Source organism: Xanthomonas cissicola, assembly GCF_008801575.1.
Taxonomy (GTDB): Bacteria; Pseudomonadota; Gammaproteobacteria; order Xanthomonadales; family Xanthomonadaceae; genus Xanthomonas; species Xanthomonas cissicola.
On record NZ_VZPL01000005.1, the window covers coordinates 40354 to 58321 of the forward strand.

The window sequence follows — 17968 nt, forward strand, 5'->3', positions numbered from 1 at the left end:
CACGCATGCTATACGTATGCTATGCCCATTCAGCTATGTCACAGACGGACATGATTTCTCTGAATCATTAATCTGGCAAGCTGCGTGATCGGAGACAATGCCGATCAGTCTTAGGCCCCCTGCAGCGAGCGAATTCGGTCCAGCAATGCAAACAACGGTCCAAGCAGACAAATGGGATCGCTGGCGCCTGCCTCTATTGGCGGTTGCCGTGTTCCTGATTGTGGTGGTGCCCTCGTTGTTGCTGCAGCAGATGGCCCGCAACGCCAACCAGGCCGCGACCTGGGTCTCGCATAGCCAGCAAGTGCTGGAAAACGCGCAACGCTTGGAAGCGGCAATGCGCAACGCCGAATCGGCAGCGCTGATGCGCTCGCACGGGGTCGAGCGCCCGGCGCTGCTGGAACGGATGCGGCGCGGGCGTAGCGAGGCCCAGGCCGCGGTGCAGCGGCTGATTTTTCTGACCAAAGACAACCCCGCCCAGCAAGTACGCATGGGGCGCATCCAGAGCACTATCGAACGGCGTCTGCTATTGGCCGAGCGCATTGCGGTGACCACCGCGCCGGAGCAAATCCGCGCGCTGATCAACGACATGACCCTGAACAACCCGATCCGTGTGCTGATCGATGACCTGCAAAGCGCCGAAGGCGGTCTGCTGGCGCTGCGCAATGCGCGCGCCGAAACCGAGCGCATGCATTACGCGGTGTTGAGCTGGGCGGCGCTGGCGGTGCAGTTGCTGTTGCTGGGCACGGTGACCTGGCTGCTGCAGCGGCAGATCCGCCGCCGGCTGGCGGCCGAGCAGGAATACCTGCGCGCCAATGGCCGCGCCAGCTCGGTGCTGCAAACCGTGCGCGAGCCGATCGTGCTGCTGGATGCCAGCCAGCGCATCGTGTTGCATAACCCTGCCTTTGCCGACCTGTATGGCCTGGAAGAGCGCGGCAACGAATTGATGGCGCTGGAAGATGTGGGCGGGGGCGTCTGGCGCGATGCGCAGATCCACCAGCGTCTGGCGGACGTGTTGTTGCGTGGACGCGAGTTGTGGGATTACGAACACGAGCAGCGCGCCGCCGACGGCGTGCTGCGCACCATGTTGATCAATGCACGCCGCATGCCGCTGCCCGACACCGCCGACGAAGACGTGGTGCTGATGACGGTGAGCGACATCAGCCTGCAGAAGACCGCGCAGTTGCGCATCCATGAGCTCAACCGGCAGATGGAGGGCAAAGTGGAGCAGGTCTCGGAAGTCAACCGCGAACTGGAAGCCTTCAGCTATTCGGTCTCGCACGATCTGCGCGCACCGTTGCGGCATGTGGCCGGATTCTCCGACAAGCTGGCGCGTCATCTGGGCGATACGGCCGACGAGAAGTCGCGTCATTACATGGAAGTGATCAGCAGCTCGGCGCGGCGCATGGCCTCGCTGATCGACGATCTGCTGGTGTATTCGCGCCTGGGCCGCGGTGCGCTGCGCCTGCAGGCGGTGGACATGCAATCGCTGGTGGCCGAAACGCGTGCGATTCTGGATTCCAACGTGCAGAGCGAGAACACCGGCCACCGGGTGGAATGGCATATCGCACCACTGCCGGTGCTGGTTGCCGACGAAAACATGATGCGCCAGCTGTGGATGAACCTGCTTGGCAATGCAGTCAAGTACAGCGCCAAGCGCGAGGTGGCCAAAATCGAGGTCAGCTACACGCCGATGTCCGACGGCGGCCACCAGTTCAGCGTGCGCGACAATGGTGCCGGTTTCGATATGGAATACAGCGGAAAATTGTTCGGTGTGTTCCAACGTTTGCACAAGGCCAGCGAATACGCTGGGACCGGCATCGGCCTGGCCAGCGTGCGGCGGGTGTTGACCCGTCACGGCGGCCGGGTATGGGCCGAAGGCGCCGTCGACGAAGGCGCCACGTTTTATTTCGTGTTACCTCCTGCGCTTGAAGCGCCCAACCAAGAGTTCACTGCATGACCGCCATCCGTACCATTCTTCTGGCAGAAGACAGCCCGGCCGATGCGGAGATGGCGGTCGACGCCTTGCGCGAAGCCCGCCTTGCCAATCCCATCGTGCACGTCGAAGACGGCGTGGAAGCCATGGACTACCTGCTGCGCCGTGGCATGTTCGCCGACCGCGAGGAAGGCCTGCCGGCCGTGCTGCTGCTGGACATCAAGATGCCGCGCCTGGACGGGCTGGAAGTGCTCAAGCAGGTGCGCAGCGACGAGACGCTCAAGCGCCTGCCGGTAGTGATCCTGTCGTCCTCGCGCGAAGAAAGCGATCTGGCCCGCAGCTGGGACCTGGGCGTGAATGCCTATGTGGTCAAGCCGGTGGATGTGGATCAGTTCTTCAACGCGGTCAAGACGCTCGGCACGTTCTGGGCGGTCATCAACCAGGCACCGGAGCTGGACTGAACCATGCCGCATGAGGGGGGCAACCTGGAGCAGCTGAAGATCCTTCTGGTGGAAGATTCACCGGAAGACGCCGAGCTGTTGTCCGATCAGTTGCTCGAGGCCGGGCTGGATGCGGCATTCGAGCGTGTGGACAGCGAGCCGTCGCTGCGCGCCGCGCTGGACGACTTCCAGCCGGACATCGTGCTGTCGGACCTGAGCATGCCGGGCTTTTCCGGACACCAGGCGCTGCGCCTGGTGCGCCAGAACGGTGCCACACCCTTCATCTTCGTCTCCGGCACCATGGGTGAGGAGACCGCGGTCAAGGCGCTGCAGGATGGCGCCAACGACTACATCATCAAGCACAACCCGACGCGCTTGCCGAGCGCGGTGATCCGCGCGATCCGCGAGGCGCGTGCGGATCTGGAACGCCAGCGCGTGGAAAGCGAGCTGATGCGCGCGCAACGTCTGGAAAGCCTGGCGATGCTCGCGGCCGGTTTGAGTCACGACCTGCGCAATATCCTGCAACCGTTGTTGATCGTGCCCGACCTGCTGGCCGGGCGCACCGACGACCCGCAGCTGCGTCAGCTGGCCAACGTGGTGGCCGAATGCGGCCGGCGCGGGCATGAGATGGCCGAGTCGATGCTCTCGTTCGTGCGCGGTTCCAACAAGCCGCGCGAGCAGGTCTCCATCGCCAATCTGTTCCAGGCCGTGCAGATGCTGCTCAAGAGCAGCCTGCCCGATGGGGTACGCCTGCAGATGGACACCATCGCCGCGGATCTGACCATCGAGGCCAACTACACCGAATTGCAGCAATGCCTGCTCAACCTTGGCTTGAACGCGATCCAGGCGATGCCCGAGGGCGGCAGACTGATCCTGGCAGCCGATCGCTACGATGCCTCGCGCGTGCGCATGAGCGTGGCCGACACCGGCGTGGGCATGAGCGATGAAACCCGCGCGCGCCTGTTCAGCCCTTTCTTCACCACCAAGGCCGATGGCACCGGGTTGGGACTGATTTCGTGCAAGCGCATCATCGAAAGCTATGGCGGCAGCATCGTGGTCGATAGCCGGCTGGGCGAAGGGACGCGCTTTGACATGATCGTGCCGATGCGTGCGGTGTCGACGGCGGTGACGGAAGCCGAACTGCCGCTGCCGCTTGGCCATGGGCAGCGCATTTTGCTGGTGGATGGCGAGGCCACGCGCCTATCGCTGCTGGGCAATGCGCTCTCCAGCCAGGGCTATCAGCCGCAGCTGGCCAGCGATGGCGCCGCGGCGCTGCAACTGGTGCAGCAGCACGCGATGCCGGATCTGGTGATCATCGACAGCGACATCATCCTGCTCTCGGCAGTGAGCGTGCTGTTGAGCATGCAGGAGCTGGGGTACCAGGGCCCGGCGATCGTGCTGGAAGATGTCGGTGCGCCGCTGCAGCGTGCGCATTTCCCGTCGGATCTGCCGGTGCATGTGCTGCGCAAGCCGCTGGAAATGCGCCGGGTGTTCCGCGCCGTTTCGCATGCGCTGGAAGTGGCCTGAGATCACGTTTGCGCGCAGCCGGCGCATGCGTCGACGGTGCAACGCGATTGCAACAGTTGACGTCCACGCCGGCCGCATGCGCGAATAACGTATGACCACCGTGCTTCTCAGCCTCGGCAGCAACGTCCAGCCGACCCACTACCTGCGCTTGGCTGTCGCCGCCCTGCGCGCGCGCTTCGGCCAGGTTGTCGTGTCACCCGCGTACCGCACGCCCGCGGTGGGCTTCGATGGGCCGGACTTCGTCAACAATGCGGCGGTATTGCAGACCGATCTGGATCTGGACGCGCTGGATCACTGGCTGCATGCGCTGGAAGATGCGCATGGGCGCGATCGCAGCGGCCCGCGTTTCAGCGACCGCACCCTGGATCTGGACGTGGTGTTCTTCGGCGACCGTATCGTCGAAGGCCCCGGGCATCTGCGCATCCCGCGGCCCGAACTCAAACATGCATTCGTGCTCAAGCCGCTGGCCGACATCGCGCCGGACTTCATCGACCCGCTGAGCGGGCAGACATTGGCAACCCTGTGGCAGGCGCATCCGCAGTACGGCAGCGCGTTTGCCACGGTGGAGCTGGATGCGGCTGCGCCGGAGTTGAGCGTCACGCAATAGCGCTGTTCTGGCAGCGCGGTTGAACGCGGCCGAGCAAACATGCACCTAGCGCGACGGCGTGCGGACTGTCTGGCAGTGCCGCACGCGCCGAGGCGGCAGCCGGGCTCACGTGCATGACAGGGATATCGTTGCCACGCAGCGAAAGCGCGCAGGCCCCGGACGCATCGTTCAACTGAGCTGGCGGCCGCCATCGACGTGCAGGGTATGCCCGGTGACGAAGCTGGCGTCGTCCAGCAACCAGCGCACCGCTTCGGCGATTTCCTCCGGCGTGCCGATGCGCGCCAGCGGCGTGCGCGCGAGCAGCGCATGCTTGGCGTCGGCGGATTTGCCTTCTTCCGGCCACAGGATGGCGCCAGGTGCGACCGCGTTGACACGCACGTGCGGCGCCAGTTCCAGCGCCAGCGAACGGGTCAGCATTTCCAGCGCGCTCTTGGAGGCGCCGTATAGCGGGTGGTTGCGCATCGGCTGCTGCGCGTGCAGATCGGTGAGGTTGACGATGGCCCCGCGCCGCTGGCGCAACTGTGCGGCGGCGGCTTGCGCGATGAAGAACGGCGCGCGTGCATTGACCGCAAACAAGTCGTCCCACTGCGCCGCAGTGGCCTCACCGATGGCGGTGGGGTAGAACGCCGAGGCGTTGTTGACCACGCCATCCAGACGACCGAAGGCGGCAAGGCAGCCGGCCACCAATTGCGCAGGTGCATCGGGCAGCCGCAGATCGGCGTGCAAGGCATGCGCGCTGCCGGCACGCTGCCGGCACAGTTCGGCCACGCGTGCGTCCAGCACCTCGGCGGAGCGGTGTGCATGCAGCGCAACGCAGTAGCCGGCAGCGTGCAGCGTGGTGGCGATCTGCGCGCCGATGCGGCGGGCTGCACCGGTGATCAACACCACCTTGGAACTGTCTGTCATGGCGTACTCGCTCGGCGTTGCGGAGGGCTCGGCTATCCTGTGCATTGTCCCCGCAACCGGTGCCCGCATGCACGCCGACCTTCCCACACCCGATCCGGACGCGCTGGCCCACAGCGACCGGCTGGCTGCGCATGTGCGCGCCGAGATCCAGGCCGCCGGCGGTGCGATTCCGTTCTCGCGCTTCATGGAGCTGGCGCTGTATGCGCCGGGCCTGGGCTATTACAGCGCCGGCGCCAGCAAGTTCGGCGAGGCCGGCGATTTCGTCACCGCTCCGGAATTGGGGCCGTTGTTTGCGGCCACCGTTTCCGGCGCGTTGGCGCCGGTATTGCAGCAGCTCGGGCCGCAGGCGCGGGTGCTGGAAGTGGGCGGCGGCAGCGGTGCGTTTGCCGAAGTCACGCTCAAGCGGCTGCTGGAGCTGGACGCGCTGCCCGAGCGCTACGCGATCCTGGAGCCCAGCGCCGACCTGCGCGAACGTCAGCGCGAGCGGCTGGGGCGCAGTCTGATCCCGCCGGTATTCGATCTGGTGGAATGGCTGGATGCGCCGTTTCCGGACGATTGGGATGGCGTGCTGTTCGCCAACGAAGTCATCGACGCATTGCCCACGCCACGCTTCGCACTGCGCGATGGGCAGGTGTATGAAGAGACCGTGGTGCTGGATGACCAGCAGCACTTCGCGCGCGGCGAGCAACCGGCCGATGCGTTGCTGAGTGCGGCCGTGCGTCACCTGGAGCGCTATCTGGAGCAGCCGTTCGCCGAGGGCTATCGCTCCGAGTTGCTGCCGCAGTTGCCGTACTGGATCCAGGCGGTAGCCGGCGGCTTGAAGCGTGGCGCGATGGTGTTCGTCGACTACGGTTACCCGCGCGGCGAGTTCTATCGTGCGCAGCGCCAGGACGGCACCTTGCGTGCGTTTTACCGGCACCGCATGCATGAAGATCTCTACCGTTGGCCGGGTTTGCAGGATCTGACCGCATCGGTGGACTTCACCGCGTTGGCCGAGGCAGGCACCGGCGCAGGTTTCGAGCTGGCCGGCTATTGCACGCAAGCGAGCTTCCTGCTCGGCAATGGGCTGGACGCATTGTTGGCGCAGGCCGATACGCGCACCGATGAAGTGGGGCGCATGCGTCTACGCGAACAGATCAAGCGGCTGACCCTGCCCAGCGAGATGGGCGAGCGCTTCCAGGTGATGGGCTTCTCGCGCGATGTCGATTTTGCCCCTGCATTCCTGTCCGGCGATCTGACATGGCGGTTGTGAGTTCGGCACTCCGGCCGTTTCACCGGCCGCGGTTGTGGGTGGGCTTGTGGATCGCTGCGATTGTTGTGGTCATTGCCGTGTGCCTGGGGCCGCCGCCGGAGTTTCCGGAGCTGCCGTCCAACAGCGACAAGGCCGAGCACTTCATCACGTTCGCGTTGTTGTGCTGGGGAGCGGTGCAATTGTTTGCGACCCGGCGCGCACTGGTGTTTGCCGCCTTCGGGCTGGTGCTGCTGGGCATCGGCATCGAAATCGCGCAAGGCGCGCTGACCACCAATCGCAGCGCCGACCCATACGATGCATTGGCCGATACCTTGGGCATTCTCGCCGGGCTCTGTCTGGCATGGACGCCATTGCGATATGTGATGTTGCGGATCGATCAGCGCCTGTTTGGACGGCGGCGACGGTGATTGAACGATGCCACGGCAGGCCAGGCGCCTGCCCACGGCCGTAAACGGACCCCGGCGCCGACGCGGCCCTGGTCAACCTGGCAGCATATTGCCGCACCGGTATAAAGCATCGCGCTCAAGGGCCGCTTGCGCCAGGCAGCATGCCGAGGCCGCGGCGGGGCGCCAGTTACCGGCTTGGCGATGACGGTTTGTGCAGCCGCTACGCTGCGGACCAGCGATTCGCACCTCGCCACCGCTGCCGCTGCCGTTACAGCTTCATTCTCAGCCCGAGATACAGCTGCCGTCCGGCCGCTGGCGAGAACATGGGCTGCGCCTGTGCCCAGAAGAAGCTGTCGTACCACACGTAGGCATACTCGCGACCGGTGGCATTGCGGACCTGCACGTCCACGCTCCAGTTCGGGTTGATCGTATAGCGCACCGTGAGGTCGAGCGTCGCAAAGCCGCCGTACTTGCCTGCCACGTTGCGCTCCTCGAGGTAGTAATCGCCCTGGGCGCGTCCCTGCAGACCCAGTTGCAACGCCTCAGTCGCGCGGTAGTCCACGCCGATGTTGCTGATGTAGCGGGGCGTGGCGATGACTTCATTGCCTTGCAGCGAAAGCGCGGCGGTACGGTCGTCGCGCGTGATCCTGGCTTCCTGGTAGGCATGCGATGCCCAGAGCGTCCATCGATCGCCCAGCTGTGCGCTGATCTGCGCATCCACGCCGCGGCGACGCGTCTTGCCCAAGGTGACGGTGGTGCCGGTGGCCGGCATGTTCGACACCTCGTTTTCCGCATCCTGTTGCCAGACGGCGATGCGCGCCTGGCTGCCTGCAAATGGGCTGAACTTCATGCCCAGCTCGACGCCGGTGTTGGTGGAAGGACGGATGCCGGCTTGCCCTGAGGTGAGATAGGCCGGGGCGGTGGAGCCGGTCAACACCTGGAAGGTACGGCCCCAGTTGGCATACACGTTGGTGGTGGGGGTCAGGGCGTAGATCACGCTGAGTTTGGGCTGCCCGATGCTGCCGTAACGCTGCAGCGGTGCGCGCACCGCGCCCGGCAGCAGTGTGTCGCCGTCGAAGCGGTCCACGCGATAGGCCGGCACCAGCTTCAGTGCCTCGACCGGCTGATAGATGGCCTGCACGTAGGCGCCCCAATTGTCGAACGTATAGCGGTCGTCGTTCTGGATGCGCGCTGGCGCTGCGGTGAAGTCGGTAGGCTCGGCATAGTTGAAGCGCTCGCGTCGGTACGCATTGTCTTGATGTTCGTAGTTGATGCCGCCTTCCAGGGTCAGCAAGTCGTTGGCGCGCCAGGTCAGGGTGTTGAGCATGCCTACCTGCGTTTCGTCCCAGCGCCGACGCTGACGCGGCGCATTGCCGATGGGCAGGTCGCTGAAGGTCACCCGGCGGTCGTCCTCGTAGCGGTTGTAGTAAAGCTTGCTGCCCAGGAACAGGGCGTCGGTCAGTTTCAGGTCCAGGTGCACGCCGGCCTGCTGCATGTCGCGGTCGTCGCCATCATTGCGGTTGCGGCGGTCCGAGCTGCGACGGTCGGTCTGCAGCTCTGCTGCGGTCATGAAGCCCGGCTCGTCGGCCTGGTTGCGGTACGCGCGTGCCGTCAGGCCGATGCGCATGCCGTCGTCGAGATTGCCGTAGAACCACTTGCCGCCCAACACATACTTGCTGGAACGATCGTGCGCACGATAGCCATCCGATGCCTGTGCGCCGATGAAGTAGTTCTGCGCGAATCCGTCGTGCTCGCGCCCTATCGCGATCTGCGCATCGCGGCTGGCGTAACTGCCGTAGGCAACGCGGGCATCGGTGTAGCTGCCGCCCTGGCGGGTGCCGAAGTTGATGTTGCCGCCGATGTTGTGCAGCCCATAGCGCGGATCGTTGGTGCCGCGCACCACCTCGATGTAGCTGATTTCCAGCGGAAACAGCATGTCGATGAAACGCTGGTTGCCGCTGTTGACGTTGCTGGGAATGCCGTCGATCAGGGTCTTGATTGCATTGAGATAGCCCTCGCCGTTGAAGGCGCGGAAGCTGACTTTGCCCGATTCGGCGCCCTGACGGGTTTCGGTCAACTGCATGCCGGGCATCTGCCCGAGCAATTCCCAGCTGTAGGACACGTTCTTGTCCTCGATCTGGTCGGCGCCCAGGACATCTACCGACGTCAGCACCTGATGCGCACTGAGCTGGCCTTCGTGATGCTGATGGACGTCGACCTTGCCGAGCGTCAGTGCCGAATCGGAGGACTGCGCGCGTGCGTCGGCAGCAAAGAGCAGAGCGGCGACAGTCGCCACGAGGGGACGGATCTTCATGAAGCGGGCAACACCTGCGGGCCAGTGGAAGTGTGTCAGAAATGACATGTTATAACATCTGCTGACAAATTCAATTTGTGTCGTGCTTTAGGGCGGCTTGGGAAGCGGTCAGCAGGCAGCTCGTGGCGCAATGCGTGGCGGGCGGCTTGCATGTTGGCGATGCGCTCGCAGCGTGGATAACGGCCAACGGCCAACGGCCAACGGCCAACAGCGCAGCAGGCGATGCAGGCGCCGCGTCGTTCCTCGCTGGCGGTGGACGTGGCCGATCCCGCCGGCGCCTTCTTGCAGCGCTTATCCGGGCATGCGCACTGCGCGTTCGCGTAACCACTTTGTGGCCACCCACTTTTCGCCGGCCAATACCGGCGCGCCGGCATGCAGGCTACGCGTCATCGGATGCGGGCGGTCGTAGCTGAAAAACACTGCATTGCCCTTGACCGCAGCGACATCCAGATGCGCGTCAGGAAAACGCGTCGCGCCGCCGCGTTCTGGCGTATTGAGGTACATCACCAGCGAGGCGACGCGTTGCCCGCCGGCCTGCAACAATATCGGGGTGCCGGCTGCGTCCGGGTCGAAGTAATCGTAGTGCGGCCGGTATTCGGCACCGGTCGCGTAGCGCAGTACCTGCAACCCTTCGCCGTGATCGACTGGCCAGTCGAACAGGCGCGCGATGCGCGCTTCGATACGTTGGCACAGCGCATCCTGGCCAACGCGCAGGCACATGCTGTCGCTGGTGCGTGCTGCATGCACCATGTGCTCTCCGTTCGCATTGTCCACGGTGCGCGAACGCGCCAGGCGCGGACGGGCCAAGGCGATCAATGCATCGCATTCACCGTCGGAAAGAAAACCGCCGAGTACCACCACGCGCGGCAGCAACAGGCTGACCAAGACGCGTACCTCGCGGTCGCCCAATGCAAGCAGCGATGCATCGGTGTCCTGTTGCAACGCGGGCACGCGCACCGGCATCGGCAAGCCGTTTGCTTGCGCGTGTTGTTGGATGTGGGCACGGACCAGTGCCTCGACCGCATCAATGGCGTCCTGTTCGTTCCAGCCCTGATCCAGGAGCGGCTGTAGCGCTTGCTCGGGCGGATGGCCGGCCACGGCTTGCGCCACGATCCAGTCGGCCAGCGGGGTCGGGATATCTGTGTGTGTCATCGCTCTACAGTGCATGTCGACGTGTGGCATTCGTATGTCAATTGTGTCGCGGTAAGACAAATGAAACAGATGCCCTCTATAAAAGTGACGGGGATCTTGAACGTGCTCGCCACTGCAGTGCGCGGAACGCCACCAATTCTTGACGACTCCTCTTCATACCGGACCCGTTGACCTGGAGATCAGCCGCATGGCCGTTCGCAACAGCAGCAAGACACTTCTCATGACGTTTGGTACCGCACTGGCGCTGTCGGCCTGTGGTGGCGGAGCCGACCGTGTCGCCTCGCCAGGGGAAGGCGCATTCCCGCCGGCACCGGCCCCCACACCGACGCCGGCGCCCACGCCTGCGCCGACGCCGGCACCCGCACCGAGCGGCCCGGCCGCCGATTGCCCGAGCGGTTTTTCCAACGTCGGCACCATCGCCAAAAACACGCTACGCGCCTGCCAGTTGCCGGAAACCGTCAACGGCAACCTGGTGGTGCCGGCGCGCGCGGGCACCGTGTATTCGATCAGCGGTCGCGTCAATGTCGGCACCGACCGCGGCGGCAACGCCACCGCACCGGCCGCCGGCAGTACGCAGGGTGTCTTGACCATCGAGCCGGGCGTGACCCTGTTCGGGTCGGCCGGGAGCGACTACATCGTGATCAATCGCGGTTCGCAGATCTTCGCCGAAGGCAGCGCGACTGCGCCGATCGTCTTCACCGCGCGTCAGGCGCTGGAGAGCACGGTCAGTGCAAATACCATTGGCCTGTGGGGCGGCATCGTGGTGCTGGGGCGCGCGGCGATCAACAACTGCCCGGGCACCACCGTGTCCGGTACGCCGGAATGCCAGGCGCAGGTGGAAGGTACCAACGCGTTCTATGGCGGCAACAACGCCACCGACAACAGCGGTTCGATGCGCTACCTGCGCGTGATGTATTCGGGCTTCGAAATTTCGCCCAACAACGAATTGCAGGGCATCACGCTGGCTGGTGTGGGTAGCGGTACCAAGCTGGATTATGTGCAGATCCACAACAGCTCCGACGACGGCATCGAATGGTTCGGCGGTACGGTCAACGGTAGCCATCTGGTCATCACCGGTGCCGACGACGATTCGCTGGATACCGATGCTGGCTGGAACGGTGCACTACAGTTCGGCATCGTGGTGCAGCGTGCCGGTGGCGGCGATTGCATGAACGAGTGGAGCAGCCTGCGTCGCCAGCCGTATTCGCGCCCGAAGGTGGCCAATTTCACCTACGTGGGCAATGCGCGCGCCGGTGCGGCGATCATGCTCAACCAGGGCACGCAGGCCGCGTTCTACAACTCGGTGGTGACCCGTCCTGCCGGCGGCACCGGCGATGGCCTGGTGTGCTTCAACCTGGCCGATACCGACACGCTCGGTACCTTCAACTCGGTGTTCTTCGCCTGCCCGACGGCCTTCGGCAGCGACCCGCGTGCCGCCAGCCAGTTTGCGGCCGGTACCAACAATGTCGCCAATGGCGTGTCCACCTTGCAGAACACCTTCGTCAATGGCGCCAATGAAAACGCAGTGCCGGCGTTTCAGGGCTTGAACGGGGTGAGCAGCTTCTTTCAGCAGGTGAACTACATCGGTGGCGTGCGCGATGCCAACGACACCTGGTGGCAGGGCTGGACCTGCGGCCTGACCGCCGATCGTCCCTGCTGAGGCATGGCATCGCACGGCGGCCATCGGTCGCCGTGCGATGCGTCCAGCTTCATCTTTCTGTTGCCAGGGCTCCCACGATGCGAACCTCTGCTGTTGCCCGTCTTTCGCGGACGGGCCTGTCTCTTTCCATCTCCACCTTGCTGATGTCCGGCGCCGCCATGGCGCAGTCGATCGCCAGCGACGCCGATACCGGCAGCGGTACGTCCAGCGCGGCCGGTACCAGTGTGCCCAAGCAACTCGACCAGGTCGTGGTGCGTGGCGACTACATTCCCGAGCCGATGCTGCAAACCTCCGAAGTTGCCTCGTTCGTGACGCGCGAAGACATGGAGCGCACCGGCGACAGCAGCGCCGCGGTGGCGCTGACGCGTGTCACCGGGCTGAGCCTGTCGCGCGGCAAGTATGTGTATGTACGCGGCCTGGGCGAGCGCTATTCGTCTGCGTTGTTCAACGGTTCGCCGCTGCCCAGCCCCGAGCCGATGCAGCGCGTGGTGCCGCTGGACCTGTTCCCCAGCGACGTGCTGGCCAGCGTGACCGTGCAAAAGACCTATTCGGCCGATTATCCGGGCGAATTCGGTGGCGGCGTGATCGATCTGCAATCGATGGAGATCCCCGACAAGCCGTTCCTGTCGTTGACCGTGGGTGGCGGCGCCAACAGCGTCAGCACCGGCGAAAAAGGCCTGACCTATTACGGTTCCGACGATGACGAGTGGGGCGTTGATGATGGCACCCGCAAGCAGCCTGCTGCCTTGCGCGATGCGATCAGGACCGGTCGTCGTGTCGATCTGGGCAGCTTTTCGCGCGAGGACATCCGTCGCATCGGGCGCAGCTTGAACGATGCCAACCTGTATCTACTGCAGGAAAAGGATAGCATCGCTCCGGACGTCAATGTCGGCGGCAGCGCCGGCTACAGCATGGACGTGGGCGAGGCCAAGCTGGGCATCATCGCGGTGGCCAGCTACGACAACGAATGGCGCACGCGTACCGGCAAGCAGCAGGACGGCATCTTTGTCGGCGACAGTGTCGAGTTCAATTCCAATTACGACTTCGCCACCACCCGCAACAACGTGCGCAGCAACGGCATGCTGGGGCTGGGCTGGGAATATGGCCGGCATACCATCGGCTGGACCACGCTATACGTGCACGACACCTTGAAGGTGGCGCGCAGCCGCGCCGGACGCGACGAACTGGCAGGTTTCGACGTGCGCGACGACAACACCGAGTGGTACGCGCGGCAGTTGATCAACAATCAGCTGCGCGGCACGCACGCGTTCGGCGAATACGACGACCTGAAGATCGAATGGCGCGCTGCAGTGGCCAACGCCAGCCGCGATGTGCCTTACGAAACCGGCATTCGTTACGAGCGGCTGGATGGCTACTGGGCGCACGACGCCTCACGCGTGCAGAACTACACGCGCTTCAGCAAGGTCGACGACACCGTGGCCAGCGGCGGCGTGGATGTCACCTGGCGCTTGCCGATGGAATACGACCTCACCGTCAAGGGCGGGCTGGCCTATCTGGACAACGACCGCAGCGCGTGGAGCCGCGAATTCCGCTTCCTGGCGCTGGACGGCCCGCTGCCGTTCCTGAACCAGTATCAGCGCGTGGATTATCTGTTCTCCGATTACAACCTCAGCAACGATCTGCTGCGCCTGCGCGAAACCACCGGCAGTTTCGGTGCGGCTGCCTACGAGGCGACCTTGAAGGTCAAGGCAGCGTATCTGCAGGCGGAGGGCGAGATCGTGCCGACTCTGCGCGCCACGGCGGGCGTACGTTACGAAAACGCCACCCAGGCGGTGCATCCGTACGACATCTTCAGCGGCACGCGCCAGGACGGCGTGGCGCCGTTGCACAACAGCTATGCGCTGCCGTCGGCCACGGTGACCTGGAATTTTGCCGAGAACCGGCAGCTGCGCTTTGGCGCTTCCAAGACCATCGCGCGCCCGCAGTTTCGAGAAATGGCGCCTCAGCAGTATCTGGACCCGGACATCGACCGTCAGTTCTTCGGCAACCCGTTCTTGGTCGATAGCGAGCTGGTCAATCTGGATGCACGCTACGAATGGTTCTTCGAACCGGGCCAGTACGTCACTGTCGGCGCGTTCTACAAGAACATCGACAAGCCGATCGAAGCCATCGTCAACGACGCACCCGGCGGCGGCATCGTGCAGAGCTTCATCAATGCGCCCAAGGCCACCCTGTACGGCGTGGAGCTGGAGGCCAAGAAATATCTGGAGTTGCCGATCGCTGCCGATTGGTGGGGCGACAAGCGCATGTTCGTGTCCGGCAACTACACCCGCACCAAGTCCGAGGTAAGTGCCAGCGCTGGCGACACGGTGCAGCCGTTCGGTTTCAGCGCACCGGTGCAGGCGACCTTGTTTATTCGCGATGGTTCCGCATTGCAGGGCCAGTCGGATGACATCGCCAATCTGCAGATCGGTGTGGAAAGCGAGAGCACGCACAGTCAGGCCACGTTGATTGCCAACTACGTAGGCGAGCGGGTGTCGGCGCGTGGTCGCCCGGGGCAGCCGGATTACATCGACAGGCCGGGCACCTCACTGGATTTGGTGATCAAGAAGGGACTGACGTGGTCGGGCGATACGGTGTCGGTGAATTTTGCCGCGCGCAACCTGCTCAAGACCAAGTACCAGGAGTATCAGAAAGTGGCGAGCAACCGGGTCGACCTATACACCTACCAGCCCGGTATCAGCTATGACATCAGTGTGACAGCGCGCTTCTGATCTGGGCTGCAGGTGCCAGGTGCCGCAACGCCCGCTGTGCATTGCATGGCGGACGTTCGCATTTTGTCGTGTGGCGCCGTGTGTCTGTCTGTGTCATCGGTTTCTTCGAACTGACACATTGCCGCCGCATTCTGTCATCCGATCGAAATCCTGAGACGGACGTCCGCTTTGCAACGCGCCTGGCCCTCGTTGAATTCCTTGTTGCTGGCGCCGGGCGTTCGCACGGCGGTGGCGGGCGGTGTGGCCGCATTGCTGGTGCTGCAAGGTGTTCGTCTGTTGTGGCTGGTGCTGACGCCGATCGGGCCGTTGGGCACTGCGCAGGCCGGTGCGGTCGCTACTCTCGACGTGTCCGCATTGCGTCGCGATGTGTTCTATCGCAGCGCATCCGACGCCAATCGCGATGGCATCGTGCTGCATGGCGTGCGTGTTGGCGGCACCCAGGCGGCTGCCTATCTCAGCGGTAGCGATGGCCGCCAAGGCGCGTACCGCGTCGGCGACACGGTGGCGCCCGGCCTGATGGTGCAGGCGATCGCGGCCGATCATGTGTTGCTGCGCGCTGGCGGCAGCGTGCGTCGCATCGCATTGAGCGAGGCATCTGCTGCGGGTGCAGCGCCCCCGGCTGCAGCAACGAGCGCAACCGCACCAGCCATTGCCCCGGCAGCTGCGCAATCGAATGTCGCCACTGCAGCAGACCCGACCGCAGCCACCGCCGTCGACCCGCAGCAGTTGCTCGCCAGCGCAGGTCTGCGGGCCAGCGCCGAGGGTGGCGGCTTCACCCTCATGCCGCGCGGAGATGGCGCGTTGCTGCGTCAGGCCGGCTTGGCGCCGGGCGATGTGCTGACCCAGATCAATGGCCGCACGCTCGATGCAGAACATCTGCGCGAACTGCAGGACGAATTGCGCGATGGCCAGAGCGCCACGCTGACCTACCGCCGCGACGGCCAGACCCACACCATGACCTTGAAGCGCCCGCAATGACCGTTGTTCGCCGGCTCTGGCTGATCTCGGCCACGTTGTTGCTCGCATTGCCCGCGGTGCCGATGACCGCACTGCATGCCGCCGATGCGCCGGCAGTGCGCCTGCAGGACGTGGACCTGCGCGCCTTCATCCAGGACGTCTCGCGTGCCACCGGCATCACCTTCATCGTGGACACGCGCGTGCAGGGCTCGGTCAACGTGGCGCGTGCGCAGGCGATGTCCGAAGCCGATCTGCTGGGCATGCTGCTGGCCGTGCTACGCGCCAATGGATTGATTGCGGTGTCCAGCGGGCCATCGACCTACCGCATCATTCCCGACGACACCGCCGCGCAGCAGCCGGGTAGCGCCGCCAACGGCAACCTGGGGTTCGCCACGCAGGTCTTCACCCTGCAGCGCGTGGACGCACGCAGCGCCGCCGAGATCCTCAAGCCGTTGATCGGGCGCGGTGGCGTGATCATGGCTATGCCGCAAGGCAATAGCCTGTTGATCGCCGACTACGCCGATAACCTGCGACGCATCCGCACGTTGGTGGCGCAGATCGATACCGACCGTGCGGCCATCGATACGGTGACGTTGCGCAATAGCTCGGCGCAGGAACTGGCGCGCACCCTGACCTCGCTGTTCGGGCAAGGAGGCGAGCGCAGTAACGTGCTGTCGGTGTTGCCGGTGGAAAGCAGCAATTCCTTGATCGTGCGTGGCGACCCCGCACTGGTGCAGCGCGTGGTACGTACCGCAGTCGATCTGGACGGGCGCGCCGAGCGCCGTGGCGACGTCAGCGTGGTGCGCTTGCAACACGCCAGTGCCGAGCAACTATTGCCGGTGTTGCAGCAATTGGTCGGCCAGACTCCAGGCAATGAGGCGCAGGTCGGGCAGGACACACGTTTGGCTGCGATCGATGTGGCCGCCGCGAGCGGCGCTGCGCAGACGCAGGTGATCGCGCCGGCGGCAGGCAAGCGCCCGGTGATCGTGCGTTACCCAGGCTCCAACGCGTTGATCATCAACGCCGACCCGGAGACCCAGCGCGCCTTGATGGATGTGATCCGGCAGCTGGATGTGCATCGCGAGCAGGTATTGGTCGAAGCGATCGTGGTGGAGATTTCCGACACCGCCGCCAAGCGCCTGGGCGTGCAGCTGCTGCTGGCCGGCCGCAACGGCACGGTGCCGTTGGTCGCCACGCAATACAGCGGCGCATCGCCAGGCATCGTGCCGCTGGCCGCTGCGGCGGCTGGCACGCGCAGCGGCAATGCCGACGACGATTCGGTGCTGGAACAGGCGCGCAACGTGGCTGCGCAATCGCTGCTCGGTTTGAGCGGCGGCTTGATCGGCCTGGCCGGGCAAAGCAACGATGCGGTGTTCGGCATGATCATCGATGCGGTCAAGAGCGACACCGGCTCAAACCTGTTGTCCACGCCCTCGATCATGACCCTGGATAACGAGCAGGCGCGCATCCTGGTAGGCCAGGAAGTGCCGATCACCACTGGCGAAGTGCTCGGCGCGGCCAACGACAACCCATTCCGCACCATCCAGCGCCAGGACGTGGGCATGGAGCTGGAAGTGCGCCCGCAGATCAATACCGCCGGCGGCATCACGCTGGCGATCAAGCAGGAGGTCTCGGCGATTGCCGGGCCGGTCAGCGCGCAATCGTCGGAGCTGGTGTTCAACAAGCGCCAGATCGAAACGCGCGTGGTGGTGGAGAACGGTGCCATCGTGGCGCTTGGCGGCCTGCTCGATCAGAACGACCGCCAGACCGTGGAGAAGGTGCCGCTGCTTGGCGATGTACCCGGCCTGGGCGCGTTGTTCCGGCACAAGTCGCGCAACCGCGACAAGACCAACCTGATGGTGTTCATTCGCCCCACCATCATTCGCGATGCAGCCGATGCCCAGCGCATGACCGCGCCACGCTACACCTATCTGCGGGAGCGTCAGCTGGCCGATGGCGACCCGGAAGCGGCGCTGGATGCATTGGTGCGCGACTACTTGCGTGCGCAGCCGCCGCAGTTGCCGGCAGGTCCCTCGTCAGTTGCGCCGGCACCGGCAACGACACCTGCGCCCGGCGCACGTCCCGTGCAGCGGTGACGC

13 protein-coding genes are annotated in these 17968 nt (G+C 64.7%); 10 read left to right on the top strand and 3 right to left on the bottom strand.

What is annotated here, in order from left to right; translation table 11 throughout:
- Positions 1-145 precede the first annotated feature (145 nt).
- The 4 genes from F7R02_RS03560 (at position 146) to folK (ending at position 4507) form a co-directional block, all read left to right on the top strand.
- Positions 146-1957, top strand: a complete 1812-nt coding sequence (locus tag F7R02_RS03560; RefSeq protein WP_078591336.1) for a sensor histidine kinase — start codon at positions 146-148, stop codon at positions 1955-1957.
- Positions 1954-2394, top strand: a complete 441-nt coding sequence (locus F7R02_RS03565) for a response regulator (protein ID WP_003482689.1) — start codon at positions 1954-1956, stop codon at positions 2392-2394. Before F7R02_RS03560 ends, F7R02_RS03565 begins: the two co-directional genes overlap by 4 nt.
- Before the next feature lie 3 nt (positions 2395-2397).
- On the top strand, positions 2398-3900 hold the full coding sequence (locus tag F7R02_RS03570) for a response regulator (protein ID WP_003482683.1): 1503 nt from the start codon (positions 2398-2400) through the stop codon (positions 3898-3900).
- A gap of 91 nt (positions 3901-3991) precedes the next feature.
- Complete coding sequence (gene folK / locus F7R02_RS03575) at positions 3992-4507, top strand: 2-amino-4-hydroxy-6-hydroxymethyldihydropteridine diphosphokinase (protein WP_003482682.1); 516 nt, start codon at positions 3992-3994, stop codon at positions 4505-4507.
- 168 nt (positions 4508-4675) lie between these two features.
- Here folK and F7R02_RS03580 read toward each other — a convergent pair whose 3' ends face one another.
- On the bottom strand, positions 4676-5413 hold the full coding sequence (locus F7R02_RS03580) for a pteridine reductase (protein ID WP_003482680.1): 738 nt from the start codon (positions 5411-5413) through the stop codon (positions 4676-4678).
- Between F7R02_RS03580 and F7R02_RS03585 the strand changes: the two genes are divergently transcribed.
- Both F7R02_RS03585 and F7R02_RS03590 read left to right on the top strand, forming a co-directional pair.
- Positions 5412-6665: a class I SAM-dependent methyltransferase gene (locus F7R02_RS03585; RefSeq protein ID WP_172397298.1), complete on the top strand. Its 1254-nt coding sequence runs from the start codon at positions 5412-5414 to the stop codon at positions 6663-6665. The two genes, F7R02_RS03580 and F7R02_RS03585, sit on opposite strands and share 2 nt — an antisense overlap.
- Entirely contained in the window at positions 6653-7072 is a 420-nt protein-coding gene (locus tag F7R02_RS03590) for a VanZ family protein (protein WP_005911118.1), read from the top strand. The genes F7R02_RS03585 and F7R02_RS03590 overlap by 13 nt, the downstream gene beginning before the upstream one ends.
- A 247-nt stretch (positions 7073-7319) precedes the next feature.
- On the opposite strand, the gene F7R02_RS03595 is transcribed toward F7R02_RS03590, so the two are convergent.
- Together F7R02_RS03595 and F7R02_RS03605 are read right to left on the bottom strand one after the other, a co-directional pair.
- The gene (locus F7R02_RS03595) at positions 7320-9365 is read right to left on the bottom strand and encodes a TonB-dependent receptor (protein WP_078517401.1); all 2046 of its coding nucleotides are present in this window, start codon (positions 9363-9365) and stop codon (positions 7320-7322) included.
- A gap of 291 nt (positions 9366-9656) precedes the next feature.
- Positions 9657-10517 (bottom strand): 2OG-Fe(II) oxygenase, encoded by an 861-nt coding sequence (locus F7R02_RS03605; protein WP_078591337.1) that lies wholly within the window; start codon positions 10515-10517, stop codon positions 9657-9659.
- Positions 10518-10704: 187 nt separating this feature from the next.
- On the opposite strand from F7R02_RS03605, the gene F7R02_RS03610 reads away from it, so the two are divergent.
- The 4 genes from F7R02_RS03610 to gspD all read left to right on the top strand — a co-directional run bounded on the left by F7R02_RS03610 (position 10705) and on the right by gspD (position 17965).
- Positions 10705-12177, top strand: a complete 1473-nt coding sequence (locus F7R02_RS03610) for a beta-helix domain-containing protein (RefSeq protein ID WP_167520956.1) — start codon at positions 10705-10707, stop codon at positions 12175-12177.
- A 77-nt stretch (positions 12178-12254) separates the two neighbouring features.
- Positions 12255-14912, top strand: coding sequence for a TonB-dependent receptor domain-containing protein (locus F7R02_RS03615; protein ID WP_078517398.1), 2658 nt, complete (start codon positions 12255-12257; stop codon positions 14910-14912).
- 168 nt (positions 14913-15080) lie between these two features.
- Entirely contained in the window at positions 15081-15890 is an 810-nt protein-coding gene (locus F7R02_RS03620) for a type II secretion system protein N (protein ID WP_011050482.1), read from the top strand.
- Positions 15887-17965 carry a type II secretion system secretin GspD gene (gene gspD / locus F7R02_RS03625; RefSeq protein ID WP_078591339.1) on the top strand — a complete coding sequence of 693 codons (2079 nt, stop codon included), beginning with the start codon at positions 15887-15889 and terminating at the stop codon, positions 17963-17965. Before F7R02_RS03620 ends, gspD begins: the two co-directional genes overlap by 4 nt.
- Positions 17966-17968: the final 3 nt, after the last annotated feature.

What these genes read in the sequence shown, in the direction of transcription:
- F7R02_RS03560 (WP_078591336.1), top strand. Translation starts at nt 146, where the DNA reads ATGCAAACAACGGTCCAAGCAGACAAATGGGATCGCTGGCGCCTGCCT.
- F7R02_RS03565 (WP_003482689.1), top strand. Translation starts at nt 1,954, where the DNA reads ATGACCGCCATCCGTACCATTCTTCTGGCAGAAGACAGCCCGGCCGAT.
- F7R02_RS03570 (WP_003482683.1), top strand. Translation starts at nt 2,398, where the DNA reads ATGCCGCATGAGGGGGGCAACCTGGAGCAGCTGAAGATCCTTCTGGTG.
- folK (WP_003482682.1), top strand. Translation starts at nt 3,992, where the DNA reads ATGACCACCGTGCTTCTCAGCCTCGGCAGCAACGTCCAGCCGACCCAC.
- F7R02_RS03585 (WP_172397298.1), top strand. Translation starts at nt 5,412, where the DNA reads ATGGCGTACTCGCTCGGCGTTGCGGAGGGCTCGGCTATCCTGTGCATT.
- F7R02_RS03580 (WP_003482680.1), bottom strand. Translation starts at nt 5,413, where the DNA reads ATGACAGACAGTTCCAAGGTGGTGTTGATCACCGGTGCAGCCCGCCGC.
- F7R02_RS03590 (WP_005911118.1), top strand. Translation starts at nt 6,653, where the DNA reads ATGGCGGTTGTGAGTTCGGCACTCCGGCCGTTTCACCGGCCGCGGTTG.
- F7R02_RS03595 (WP_078517401.1), bottom strand. Translation starts at nt 9,365, where the DNA reads ATGAAGATCCGTCCCCTCGTGGCGACTGTCGCCGCTCTGCTCTTTGCT.
- F7R02_RS03605 (WP_078591337.1), bottom strand. Translation starts at nt 10,517, where the DNA reads ATGACACACACAGATATCCCGACCCCGCTGGCCGACTGGATCGTGGCG.
- F7R02_RS03610 (WP_167520956.1), top strand. Translation starts at nt 10,705, where the DNA reads ATGGCCGTTCGCAACAGCAGCAAGACACTTCTCATGACGTTTGGTACC.
- F7R02_RS03615 (WP_078517398.1), top strand. Translation starts at nt 12,255, where the DNA reads ATGCGAACCTCTGCTGTTGCCCGTCTTTCGCGGACGGGCCTGTCTCTT.
- gspD (WP_078591339.1), top strand. Translation starts at nt 15,887, where the DNA reads ATGACCGTTGTTCGCCGGCTCTGGCTGATCTCGGCCACGTTGTTGCTC.